Below are 12,321 nucleotides of genomic sequence, written 5' to 3' on the forward strand. Positions count from 1 at the left end.
TGGCTTCAGATCCGACCGGCCGGTGCATACGGCGCCGGATCAATGATCGGCGCGCGCCCCAGCATCACATCGGCAAACAACTGACAGGACGCCGGCGCCAGCACCAGGCCGTTGCGGTAATGCCCGCAATTCAGCCACAGACCGTCAAACCCCGGAACCCGGCCAATATAAGGAATGCCTTCCGGTGAACCCGGTCGCAGCCCGGCCCAGTGCCCCACCACTTCGGCATCCGCCAGCGCCGGCAACAATTCGACTGCCGAAGCCTTGAGGCTTTCCAGCGCGTTGTTCGTCGGGGTCTTGTCGAAGCCTTCGTGCTCCAGCGTACTGCCAATCAGAATGTGCCCGTCGCGGCGCGGAATCGCGTAGCGCCCCTTGGCCAGCACCATGCTCGGCAGGAAATCCGCTGCACACTTGTAGAGAATCATCTGGCCCTTGACCGGCTCCACCGGTAGGGAAAGATTCAGAGTCTTGAGCAATTCGCCGCTCCACGCGCCCGCAGTGAGAACGACCTGATCGCCGGCAATCACACCAGTGGAGGTCTGCACGCCCACCACCCGCTCACCTTCACGGACAAACCCGCTGACTTCACACTGCTCATGAATCGTCACGTTCGGCAGCGCCTGCAACGCAGCTTTCAAAGACTTCACCAGCCGTGGATTGCGCACGTTGGCCACATCGGCCATGTAGATCGCCCGGGAAAAACCGCCACCGAGCACCGGCACCGCATCATGCGCCGCCGAGATATCCACAGCCCGCAACGGACGGTTCTCCCGCGCAGCCCACGCCAACGCTTGGGCTTCGTCATCCAGGTCCAGCCAGTACAGGCCGGTGGTGTGCACTTCGGGGTCGACCCCGGTATCGGCAAAAAGCCGCTCGCCCAGCTGTGGATAAAAATCCTGCGACCAGTGCGCCAGCGCGGTGACGGCCGGGCTGTAACGCCACGGGTACAGCGGAGACACGATACCGCCACCGGCCCAGGACGATTCCTGGCCGACGTTCGAACGATCCAGCAGCACCACGCTGCCGACCTCGGAGGCGAGGTTGTACGCAGTGAGCAGGCCAATCACCCCGCCACCGACAATCACCACTTGCTGTTGCCTGGTCATGTTTGATCCAACCGTAAAAAAGACAGTGGGCGCAAATGGCGCCCGAAATAAAGCGGCTCAGCGGCCCCAGCAATCCTTGGTGGTCAGCCCGGTGGTCGCGTTGTTCATGCTTCTGACACCGGTGTTGGTGAGGGTGAAATCCCCGCACTTGTCAGTGGCCATCGCCGTGCCGGTCTTGCGGGTCGCGGTCAGCAGGAAGGTCTGATCGGTGATCGTCGGCGTGATGGTGTAGAAATCGTTGCCGGTGCTCAACCCGGTGACACCGGTGTAGACGTTGTTCTTCGAATAGAAGCGTTCGAGGATCTGTGCCTGTTCCGACAAAGTGCTGACCACGTCGGCGCGGCGGCCCTTCTTCACGTATTCGGTGAGGCTCGGATAGCCGATGGTGATGACGATACCGATGATCGCAATCACGATCATGATTTCGATCAGGGTGAAGCCTCGGTTGGATCTGCGCATGCCTCGAACTCTCGCTTACTGAATTTGCCGCCACATGATACGACGGCTGCCGCCGCCGGATTTTTCCACCAGGGTGGTGATACCGCCACTGGAATCGTTCACGACCTTGCGTGATGCACCGTTGACGATGGCGTTCAGGGTCGGGATACCGCCGGTGAAGACCACGCCGCTGGAAATCGTGTCGTTGCTGTCGACCACGCCATCGGCGTTGGTGTCGAGCACCGCGTAGTTGAGCATCTTACCGCTGAACGCATCGAGTTCGATCAGTTTGCCAGTACCGAAACTGGAACACGGGTCGGTGGTATCGACACTGGCCGTGGTGAACACGATACGTCCCAGCACCAGACTGGCCTGATTGATCACCCGTTCGCCGGTCAATGCGTTGTTGTACACCAGCGGCAGGTACCAGCCCTTCTCCGCCGGATAGGTCGTGTCGTTCTGGCTGGTGGTGACGAACTGCCCGGTACTGCCGGAGAACACCCCGGTAATCGCCTGCGCCTGCAAACTGCTGACCGTGATCTGGCCCGACCCGCCATCGGCGTCCCACACCGAATAGAACGCCTGCAAATCCTTGTTGGTCTTGTCGGTGGCTTCGTTGAATTTGCCCGTGCCGACGAAGATCTGTTTGCCGCCCAGAGCATTGTCCGCCAGCAACGGTTGCGCGGTGATTGGCTGAGTTGCCCCGCCAGCCGTGGTGAACAACGGTTTGCCGGAAAACGCCACGCCCCAGCTGTCGGACGAAGTGGCGCTCAGGTCGAACTTCCACAGCCGTCCCTTCAAGTCACCGCCATATGCGGCCTGCACCACGTTCTGCGAATTGACCCGCAGCTTCACCGAGGACAAACCGTTGGTGGTTTCCGTACTGTCGATGACGATTTTCTTGATCAGCGAGCCGTCACGCACATCCAGCACATATAGCGCCGCCACCCCGGAGTTGCTGCCATAACCGTTGGCAATGAACGCCGCCCAGCGACCATCGGCCAAGCGTGCCACCTCCGGACGGGCATAGGCGTAACCCAGATCATTGAAAGCGTTGGAAGTACTGGCGGTGGCGGGCGCGCTGACTTCCCACAAGGCGCGGATAACGTTGCCCGCCGAGGCGTCGTACAGCTGAAGCCCGTAGAACGTCTTGCCACCGGCTCCTGTCCCGCCAATAGCCAGGGTTTTCCAGGCCGTGCCGAATTGCGCATCGAATACACCGAGCTGACCGTCCACCAGAAACTTGTGGCTGACGCCGTTGACGTAGTTCGGATCGGCAATCAGGCGCAGCGAGGGCAATACGCTGGACGGCATGTAGGCATAGCGCCGGGTACCGTTGGCCGAGTTGATGACGCTGACAAAACCGTCGTTGGCGTTCACCACCAGGCTGGCATTCATGTTCGCAGCCTTGGTGGTCAGGTAGGTGCTGTAGCTGGTGTCACCGGCCAGATCGGAAGCGGTTTTTTCCGTGGGCGAAGCCAGTACGAGCGGCGAGTTGATGATGTCCCCAAGCAACACGCTGCGCACTTTGAGCCCGGTCTTGTTGGTGCCCTTGCTCCATTCGACCAGGTCGTTGCCACTGATGCCGGTGGGCAAACCCTGGCTGAGGACGGTCTGCTGGGCCGGGGCGAAGTTGCCGTAGGCCAGCGTTACCACCGCGTTGTTCAGGGAGTTCCACGACTGGTAGGTCGGCGCAGTGGCACCGGGCACGATGGCCGTGTCAGTGGTCCACAGCACGGCCGATGTGTTGACCGCCCCGGCCGAGGTGAAGCCAAAGGATTTGATAGTGCCGCGCCAGTCTTTGGGGTCATAGCTGGTCTGGAAATAACTGGTGCCGCTCGCCAGCGTCGTGCCGCTGGCCACACCGCTGCCACCGGAGCCGGCCTTGGAGGTGATATCGCTCAACGCCGAGGACAGCGCGGCATTCAGGCCGGCGCTGTCGGTCGCCTGGTAGTAGCGGCCCTGCCCGTAATCGGCGGCGTCCGAAAGCATGTCGTTGGAAGCGGTGAAACCCACGGTGTAGGTGTTCATGTTCTGCCGGGGAAAATCCACCGCATTCCAGCTCTTGCCCGCCGCGTCGGTGCCGGAGGAACGCATGTCGATGTCGAAGGCGAACTTGGCGATATCGTCCAGGTACAGCGTATCGCCCTCCCCGTCCCCGTTCAGGTTGTTCCCGTCATTGTTGATGCCGTCCCAGTTCGGCAGGCGACTGCCGCCAAGCGGGTCGTTGCTCGGAAAGGTACGGTCGTAGGTCGGCAGGCCGTCGGTGATGACCACCCCGTAGTTTTTCTGACAGCGATACTGGATCGGACTGGTGTAGGTGCTGGGCATGCTGTTGTAGTACGGCGCCATCCCGCGCATGTAGCGGGTGATTTCGTAGTAGGTCTCGGCCAGTGGCGTGTTGGCCACCGCGCTCAGGCCGTTGATCGAGGAGATCAGCGCGTTGTAGTTGGTGTCAGCCTGAGCCTGGGTCACGCTGCCGCTGACCGGTGACAGGTCGCTGATGGAGCGTGCAATGAAACCACCGTTGCCAGGGTTGTTGCTGGTGGCCGGGTTGAAGGTCGCCAGGCCCATGCGCAGGTTGCGGTTGCTGGTGACCAGTGCGGTAGAGACGTTGCGCGCCACGTTGATCCGGTAATCGTTGGGAATCGCCCCAGTGGTGAAATCACGTGTGCCGTTGTTGATCGCCAGCCCGACCACGTAGGAAATGTAATCCGCCGAGTAGCGGGTGTTGCCGCTGCCCACCGGATCCGGCAGCTTCAGACAGAGCGGCGTCAGGCTGTTGTTGTAGAACGCATAGGCACCACCGGAGCAGCCGGAGGTCGGCAGGCTCGAGAGAAAGATCGTATCGCCAGTGATTGCGGTCGAGCTCAGGCACAGCCCAATGACCGCGTTGCACTGGCGGGCCGCCGTGCGATCCACGGTCGGATCAAAACCCGCCGCGTAGATGATGCTGTTCATGCTGCCCGAGTCGTCGATCATCAACATGACGTTCGGCGGCACGGCGGCCGCGCTCAACAGCGGCGAATCGGACGGCGTGAAGGCATACGCCGGCGCAGTCAGATAGAGCCCGGCCAACATGCCGAGCAGCAGCGACAGCCACTTGAAGCGTCGCTCAGTACTTCGCATAGACACTCTCCACCACACTGCGCGAAGTGCCGGCGATGCCGACGGCCGTGACCCGGTACAAAGTCGCCGAGGTGTTGCTCGGCACGTTCACCGCCGTCAGGGTCGTGCCGATGTTCTGCACTCCGTAGAACCCGCTGCCGGCGGCGATCCAGGTCACGCCCGACGTGGAATTGAGCCCCGCCGCGCTGACCACCGAGGATTCCGCCGGCGGCGCACACTGGGTTGTGCTGGCGCACACCGCCAGCGCGTAGCCGTCCAGTTGCACCGCACTTTCGCCGACGCGCAGCGCCGCCTCGGCAGTCTGGAACGATTGATTGCGCAGGCTCACGCTGCCGGCCATTTTTTCCTGCAGGTTGGCGCTCTGCATCGATGACAGGCCGATCACCGTCAGAAGCAGCAGAAACACCAGGCTGACCAGCAACACCATGCCGCCCTGGGACCGTCGCCGATGGAGAGAAACGTTCATCGCTCGCCCCTCACTGCAAGCGGTTGCGCAAGGCGGCAACCACGTTGAAGGTTTGATTGCGGACCCGATTGTTCGGATCAGTGAGGGTCAGGCTCAGGCGCACGCTGCGGATCCGCGCCGGATCACTGGGGTTGGCACTGTAGGTGGACGCCGCGACATCGGTCGCGGAACTCGCCAGACCGAACATCACGGTGAACGCACTGACGTTATTCACCAGCACTTGCTGGGCCGGATTACCGCTGCCGGTGCCCATCAGAATCTGGTTGTTGCTGAAGCTGTAGATCAGCCGACGGATCGGAAACGCGATCTGTCCCGTCGCCGCAGCCCGGGCACCGGTATAAGCGGTGGCGCTGTTGCGGCAGTCGGAGACCACGGTCCAGGTCGGCGTCCCACCCGCACTGCCGACATCGGCGGTGACCAGGGTCAGCTTGAGATTGGCATTGTCCCAGCTGATCGGCGCGATCTGGGCCGCAGTGAAATCCCCCGCCGAGCTGGAATCGGTAATCGTGCCCAGGCAGCCGAACATGCCCACCATGCGCAGTTCCTGAATCATCTTGCTCAGCACGAATCGAGCATCTTCCTGCATGGCGGCCGCGCTGTTCTGGCTGACGTAGGTGTTTTTCGCCGCCAGAAAGATCTGCACCACGCCGAGCACGACGATCAACCCCAGAGCGAGGGCGACCAGCATTTCGATCAGGCCGAAGCCCAGGTTTTGGCGCTTCATGGCGTGGCCACCGGATCGACCGCGGCGCGGCTGGTCAGGACAAAGCTACGAGGCGCACTGGTCGTATTGGCGGCGCGCGCGTCACTCCAGGTGATGGTGATGGTGTACACGCGTTGATTGAGGGTGATGCTGCCGGTGGCGGTCGGGCCGCCGAAATTGACGATGTTGGTGGTGAAGTCGTAGAGGTCCTGATCCCGGGCGACACTCAGGTTGCCCGTGGTGGGCGGTGTGACGGTGTAGTCGGCGCCCGAGTTGGCGCGGATCCGGTCCATCATGTCGTAGGCGATGAAACTCGCCTGGCTGGTCATCCGCGAGCTGTCGGTGTATTTCAGCGCATTGAGCTGAACCGCTGCCGCACCCAGCAACCCGACCGTCAGAATCAACAACGCGACCAGCACTTCGATCAGCGTCATGCCCTCCTGTGCGTGCTTGCTCCCTGCCCTCATCCGCAACTTCCACCCAATTGAATTCGTCCGTTCAGACACACGTTCAGCGTCCTGCTTTGCGTTCCCAGCACGTAACTGATGACTACCGCCGTGGACGGTGCCGCCAGACCGCCCAGATTGTTGAAATCCAGCGCCGTCACTCCAGAGGGTAGCGTCAGAGTCGCGCCGCTGCTCATCGCTGGAACAACCCGCAATACATTGGCCGGAGTGCCAGTACTGTCATAGACCGACAACTCGCCGGTCCAGACACTGCCTCCGGCACTCGGCCGCAAGCGGGTGGTGATGCCCCGGTTGATCGCCTCGAGCCTTGCGTAATTGAGGGCTCGTTGCAGGTCGCCGACCTCGGTGTCGGCCTTGCTGCCCTGCACCGAACGGGTGAACGCCGGCACCGCCATCGTGATCAGGATCACAAACACCGCGACCGCCACCAACAGCTCGATCAGCGTGAAACCTTTTGTACGATGATCCATCGATGCCCTCCGTTGCCGTCGGCTATACCTGTACAAACCTAGAACATTCGACCGGCATGCGCCGGTTGATTTACCTCGAACGGCGCACGGACTGCGCCGCTGTGCACAATCCAGGGAGGACGCGCACATGCCGCAACAGGGTTTCAGTCTGGTCGAACTGCTTATGGGACTGGCGATCGGCGCAATTGTTCTGTTGCTGGTCAGTCCGGCGCTGGCGGACTTCACCGAATCAAACCGGCGGCAGCTGGCCGCCCAGTCTTTGCTCGACGGGATTCGTAATGCCCGGACCATGGCCATCACGCGCAATCAGAGCGTGGTGATTCATGGCATCAACGGTGACTGGGGCCAGGGCTGGCGGATCATTCTGGATATCAGCGGAAAGGGAGCCGAGGACGCCGATAATCCATTGCTGATCGAGCTGGCGAGCGACGGACGGATACCGATTGTCGGCAACTGGCTGGTGAGCCGGTACATACGTTTCAGCAGCCTGGGCCAGCCACTGGTGCCGGACCGGAAGTTTCAGGCGGGGACGTTACATCTATGCTCGGCTCGCGAACCGGTCAGCCAGCTCCAGGTGGTGCTGGCGGCGACTGGTCGCGTACGCCTGGCCAGCCAAAAGGCTGAACAGGCGTTGTGTCAAAAGGATAAAGCGATCAGATCGAGCGGACGCGCAGCTCTTTAGGCATCGAGAACGTGATGTTCTCCTCACGCCCGGCCAGTTCGTCGGCACCGGTGGCGCCCCAGGCCTGCAACTGCTGGATCACGCCACGCACCAGGACTTCCGGAGCGGAGGCACCGGCGGTGATGCCGATACGCTCGACACCGTCGAACCAGCTCTTCTGCAGGTCTTCGGCGCCATCGATGAGGTAGGCCGGCGTGGCCATGCGTTCGGCCAGCTCACGCAGGCGGTTGGAGTTGGAGCTGTTCGGACTGCCCACGACCAACACCACATCGCATTCGTCGGCCAGTTGCTTGACCGCGTCCTGCCGGTTCTGGGTGGCGTAGCAGATATCGTCCTTGCGCGGCCCGCCAATGGCAGGAAAACGCGTACGCAATGCGTCGATAACTCGGCTGGTGTCATCCATGGACAGCGTGGTCTGGGTGACAAAGGCGAGTTTTTCGGGATTGCGCACCTGCAACTCGGCGACATCCTTCTCGTCTTCGACGAGGTAAATCGCGCCGCCATTGCTGGCGTCGTACTGGCCCATGGTGCCTTCGACTTCCGGGTGACCGGCGTGGCCGATCAGAATGCACTCGCGACCGTCGCGGCTGTATTTCGCGACTTCGATGTGCACCTTGGTCACCAGCGGGCAGGTGGCGTCGAACACTTTCAGGCCCCGGCCGGCGGCTTCGGTGCGCACGGCTTGCGAGACGCCGTGGGCACTGAAGATCACGATGACTTCGTCCGGCACCTGATCCAGTTCTTCGACAAAGATCGCGCCACGACTGCGCAGGTCTTCGACCACAAACTTGTTGTGCACCACTTCATGACGCACATAGATCGGCGGCCCGAAGACCTCCAGTGCGCGGTTGACGATTTCGATCGCCCGGTCCACGCCGGCGCAGAAGCCACGGGGGTTGGCGAGTTTGATTTGCATGCGGTGCCTCGTGTCTTGCGCGCGAAAACAATGAATGACCAACTGTGGGAGCGGGCTTGCTCGCGAAAGCGGTGTGTCAGACAACATCAATGTTGAATGTCAGTCAGCATTCGCGAGCAAGCCCGCTCCCACATTTTTGACCGCGTGCGGTCAGTTACAGCGCTTTGACGGAGAAGATTTCCACGTCAAAGGTCAGCGTCTTGCCCGCCAGCGGGTGGTTGAAGTCGACGGTCACTTGCGCGTCGTCGAACTCTTTCACCACACCCGGCAGCTCAGTATTGGCCGCATCGTTGAAGATCACCAGCAGACCCGGCGACAGCTCCATGTCCACGAACTGCGAGCGCGGGATGATCTGTACGTTTTGCGGGTTCGGCTGGCCGAAGGCGTTTTCCGGCTCGACGGTCAGCGTACGCTTGTCGCCGGCCTTGAAACCGAACAGAGCCGCCTCAAAGCCCGGCAGCAGATTGCCGTCGCCGACCTTGAAGGTCGCAGGGGCTTTGTCGAAAGTGCTGTCGACCGTGTCGCCGTTCTCCAGGCGCAATGCAAAGTGCAAGGTGACTTCCGTGTTCTGGCCGATACGTTGCTCAGCCAATACCTGTTCAGTCATGAACGGTTTCTCCGGATTTCTTGGTTTTGAACATATCCAGTGCCAGCATCACCGCACCAACGGTGATGGCGCTGTCGGCAAAGTTGAACGCCGGGAAGTACCAGCGGTTCTGCCAGTGCACCAGAATGAAGTCGATCACATGGCCCAGGGCAATGCGGTCATATAGATTGCCCAGCGCGCCGCCCAACACCAGCGCCAGGGCGATGGCCAGCCAGGTTTCGTTGCGGCCCAGGCGTTTGAGCCAGACGACCAGCACCGCACTGACCGCAATCGCGATCAGGGCGAACAGCCAGCGCTGCCAGCCAGAGCTGTCCGCCAGGAAGCTGAACGCAGCACCGGTGTTGTAGGCCAGTGTCCAGCTGAAGTAATCAGGGATGATCACGATCTGCTGGAACATCTCGAGCTTGCCTTCGAAGTAGAACTTGCTGGCCTGGTCGATGACCAGAACCAGCAAGCTCAACCAGAGCCAGCTCAGCCGTCCGAAACGGCCAACGGCGTTAGGCATAGTGACGAACCTCACCGGCGCCATCGATGTTGTCCACGCAACGGCCGCAGATTTCCGGATGCTCCGGATTCACGCCGACGTCTTCGCGGCAGTGCCAGCAACGGGCACATTTCGGGAAGGCGGATTTGACGATCTTCAGCTTCAGGCCGCTGACTTCGGTGGCCACCGCATCGGCCGGAGCCTGCACGAACGGCGCAACGGTGGCAGTCGAGGTGATCAGGACAAAGCGCAGCTCGTTGCTCAGCTTGGCCAGGTCAGCGGTCAGCGCGTCTTCGGCGAACAGCGTCACTTCGGCTTGCAGGTTGCCACCGACGGCTTTCGCCGCGCGCTGGATTTCCATCTCTTTGTTGACCGCCACCTTCACTTCCATGATGCGATCCCAGTACTCGCGACCCAGCTCGAAGCCTTCCGGCAACTCGGTCAGACCCTCGTACCAGGTGTTGAGCATCACCGATTCGTTGCGCTCGCCCGGCAGGTATTGCCACAGCTCGTCGGCGGTGAACGCCAGGATCGGCGCGATCCAGCGCACCAGCGCTTCGGAGATGTGGAACAGCGCGGTCTGGCACGAACGACGGGCCTTGCTGTCGGCGCCGGTGGTGTACTGGCGGTCCTTGATGATGTCCAGATAGAAACCACCCAGCTCCTGCACGCAGAAGTTGTGGATCTTCGAGTAGACGTTCCAGAAACGGTATTCGCCGTAGTGCTCTTGCAGCTCGCGTTGCAGCAGCAGAGTGCGATCCACCGCCCAGCGATCCAGCGCCAGCATGTCTTCGGCCGGCAGCAGGTCGGTGGCCGGGTTGAAACCGGTCAGGTTGGAAAGCAGGAAGCGCGCGGTGTTACGGATACGACGATAGGCGTCCGCACTGCGCTGCAGGATCTGCTCGGACACGGCCATTTCGCCCGAGTAGTCGGTCGAGGCGACCCACAGACGCATGATGTCGGCGCCCAGGGTGTCGTTGACTTTCTGCGGCGCGATCACGTTGCCCAGGGACTTGGACATCTTGCGGCCGGACTCGTCCACGGTGAAACCGTGGGTCAGCAGCTCGCGGTACGGCGCGTGATTGTCGATGGCGCAACCGGTCAGCAGGGACGAGTGGAACCAGCCACGGTGCTGGTCCGAACCTTCCAGGTACAGGTCGGCACGCGGACCGGACTCGTGGCCCATCGGGTGCGAACCGCGCAGGACGTGCCAGTGCGTGGTGCCCGAGTCGAACCAGACGTCGAGGGTGTCGCTGATCTTGTCGTACTGCGGCGCTTCATCGCCCAGCAGTTCGGCCGCGTCGAGCTTGAACCAGGCTTCGATGCCTTCGACTTCGACGCGCTTGGCGACTTCTTCCATCAGCTCGACGGTGCGTGGGTGCAACTCGCCGCTTTCCTTGTTCAGGAAGAACGGGATCGGCACGCCCCAGTTACGCTGACGGGAGATGCACCAGTCCGGACGGTTGGCGATCATCGAGTGCAGGCGCGCCTGGCCCCAGGCCGGAACGAACTTGGTGTCTTCGATGGCTTTGAGCGAGCGTACGCGCAGGGTGTCGCCGCTGACTGGCTCTTTATCCATGCCGATGAACCATTGCGCGGTGGCGCGGTAGATCAGCGGGGTCTTGTGACGCCAGCAGTGCATGTAGCTGTGTTCGATGACGGTGGTGTGCATCAGCGCACCGACTTCGGTGAGTTTTTCAACGATGGCCGGGTTGGCCTTCCAGATGAACTGGCCGCCGAAGAACTCCAGCGACGGCACGTAAACGCCGTTGCTCTGTACCGGGTTGAGGATGTCGTCGTTGACCATGCCGTACTTCTTGCAGGTCACGAAGTCGTCCACGCCGTAGGCCGGAGCGGAGTGAACCACGCCGGTGCCGGCGCCCAGTTCCACGTAGTCGGCCAGGTACACCGGCGACAGACGGTCATAGAACGGGTGACGGAAATTGATCAGTTCCAGCGCCGAGCCTGGTGCTGTTGCCAATACGGTGCCCTCGACGCCGTAACGGGTCAGGCAGGATTCGACCAGCTCTTCAGCCAGCACCAGCAGCTTGTCGCCGATGTCGACCAGCGCGTAGGTGAATTCCGGGTGAACGTTGAGCGCCTGGTTGGCCGGGATGGTCCACGGGGTGGTGGTCCAGATCACGATCGAGGCAGGTTTGCTCAGCGATGGCAGACCGAACGCAGCGGCCAGTTTGGCCTCGTCAGCGATCGGGAACGCCACGTCAATGGTCGAGGACTTTTTGTTCTCGTACTCGACTTCCGCTTCGGCCAGAGCCGAACCGCAATCGAAGCACCAGTTCACAGGCTTCAGGCCCTTGAACACGAAACCGCCCTTGACGATTTCGGCGAGAGCGCGGATTTCACCGGCCTCGTTCTTGAAGTCCATGGTCTTGTACGGGTTGGCGAAGTCGCCCAGCACGCCGAGACGGATGAATTCGGACTTCTGCCCTTCGATCTGCTCGGTGGCGTAGGCGCGGCACAGTTCGCGGGTCTTGTCCGCGCCCAGATTCTTGCCGTGGGTCACTTCAACCTTGTGCTCGATCGGCAGGCCGTGGCAGTCCCAACCCGGAACATACGGCGCGTCGAAGCCCGACAGGGTCTTCGAGCGGATGATCATGTCCTTGAGAATCTTGTTCAGTGCGTGACCGATGTGGATCGTACCGTTGGCGTACGGAGGGCCGTCGTGCAGGACGAACTTCGGACGATCCTTGCCAATCTCGCGCAACTTTCCGTACAGGCCAATACTGTCCCAGCGCTGCAGGATCTGCGGTTCGCGCTGTGGCAGGCCGGCCTTCATTGGGAAGGCGGTGTCCGGAAGGTTTAGCGTGGCTTTATAGTCGGTCATTTAAGGCT

Annotated in this window: 12 protein-coding genes; 1 reads left to right on the top strand and 11 read right to left on the bottom strand. The window is 61.6% G+C overall.

Annotation, left to right across the window (positions count from 1 at the left end):
* Positions 1 to 5 precede the first annotated feature (5 nt).
* The 7 genes from thiO to QR290_RS25250 are packed head-to-tail and all read right to left on the bottom strand — an operon-like array spanning position 6 to position 6,779.
* On the bottom strand, positions 6 to 1,106 hold the full coding sequence (thiO, locus tag QR290_RS25220; protein WP_289203831.1) for a glycine oxidase ThiO: 1,101 nt from the start codon (positions 1,104 to 1,106) through the stop codon (positions 6 to 8).
* A 57-nt stretch (positions 1,107 to 1,163) separates the two neighbouring features.
* Complete coding sequence (locus tag QR290_RS25225; RefSeq protein ID WP_085648738.1) at positions 1,164 to 1,565, bottom strand: type IV pilin protein; 402 nt, start codon at positions 1,563 to 1,565, stop codon at positions 1,164 to 1,166.
* A gap of 15 nt (positions 1,566 to 1,580) precedes the next feature.
* Entirely contained in the window at positions 1,581 to 4,673 is a 3,093-nt protein-coding gene (locus tag QR290_RS25230) for a pilus assembly protein (RefSeq protein ID WP_289203832.1), read from the bottom strand.
* Positions 4,660 to 5,139 (bottom strand): pilus assembly PilX family protein, encoded by a 480-nt coding sequence (locus tag QR290_RS25235; RefSeq protein ID WP_115079256.1) that lies wholly within the window; start codon positions 5,137 to 5,139, stop codon positions 4,660 to 4,662. The genes QR290_RS25230 and QR290_RS25235 overlap by 14 nt, the downstream gene beginning before the upstream one ends.
* Before the next feature lie 10 nt (positions 5,140 to 5,149).
* Positions 5,150 to 5,863, bottom strand: a complete 714-nt coding sequence (locus QR290_RS25240) for a PilW family protein (RefSeq protein WP_115079257.1) — start codon at positions 5,861 to 5,863, stop codon at positions 5,150 to 5,152.
* Complete coding sequence (pilV, locus tag QR290_RS25245) at positions 5,860 to 6,309, bottom strand: type IV pilus modification protein PilV (RefSeq protein ID WP_011336000.1); 450 nt, start codon at positions 6,307 to 6,309, stop codon at positions 5,860 to 5,862. The genes QR290_RS25240 and pilV overlap by 4 nt, the downstream gene beginning before the upstream one ends.
* Complete coding sequence (locus QR290_RS25250; RefSeq protein WP_007959553.1) at positions 6,306 to 6,779, bottom strand: GspH/FimT family pseudopilin; 474 nt, start codon at positions 6,777 to 6,779, stop codon at positions 6,306 to 6,308. The genes pilV and QR290_RS25250 overlap by 4 nt, the downstream gene beginning before the upstream one ends.
* Positions 6,780 to 6,906: 127 nt before the next feature.
* Here QR290_RS25250 and QR290_RS25255 point away from each other — a divergent pair, with 127 nt between their 5' ends.
* Positions 6,907 to 7,461, top strand: a complete 555-nt coding sequence (locus QR290_RS25255; RefSeq protein ID WP_289203833.1) for a GspH/FimT family pseudopilin — start codon at positions 6,907 to 6,909, stop codon at positions 7,459 to 7,461.
* On the opposite strand, the gene ispH is transcribed toward QR290_RS25255, so the two are convergent.
* From ispH to ileS, 4 genes are all read right to left on the bottom strand, one after another.
* The gene (gene ispH / locus QR290_RS25260) at positions 7,433 to 8,377 is read right to left on the bottom strand and encodes a 4-hydroxy-3-methylbut-2-enyl diphosphate reductase (RefSeq protein ID WP_115079260.1); all 945 of its coding nucleotides are present in this window, start codon (positions 8,375 to 8,377) and stop codon (positions 7,433 to 7,435) included. The genes QR290_RS25255 and ispH overlap by 29 nt on opposite strands.
* A 154-nt stretch (positions 8,378 to 8,531) precedes the next feature.
* Positions 8,532 to 8,969 carry an FKBP-type peptidyl-prolyl cis-trans isomerase gene (fkpB, locus tag QR290_RS25265; protein ID WP_205350898.1) on the bottom strand — a complete coding sequence of 146 codons (438 nt, stop codon included), beginning with the start codon at positions 8,967 to 8,969 and terminating at the stop codon, positions 8,532 to 8,534.
* A gap of 7 nt (positions 8,970 to 8,976) precedes the next feature.
* Positions 8,977 to 9,489 carry a signal peptidase II gene (gene lspA, locus QR290_RS25270; protein WP_074691487.1) on the bottom strand — a complete coding sequence of 171 codons (513 nt, stop codon included), beginning with the start codon at positions 9,487 to 9,489 and terminating at the stop codon, positions 8,977 to 8,979.
* Entirely contained in the window at positions 9,482 to 12,313 is a 2,832-nt protein-coding gene (ileS, locus tag QR290_RS25275; protein WP_115079262.1) for an isoleucine--tRNA ligase, read from the bottom strand. Before ileS ends, lspA begins: the two co-directional genes overlap by 8 nt.
* Positions 12,314 to 12,321 lie beyond the last annotated feature (8 nt).

The organism is Pseudomonas fluorescens, assembly GCF_030344995.1.
GTDB classification, from domain to species: Bacteria; Pseudomonadota; Gammaproteobacteria; order Pseudomonadales; family Pseudomonadaceae; genus Aquipseudomonas; species Aquipseudomonas fluorescens_BF.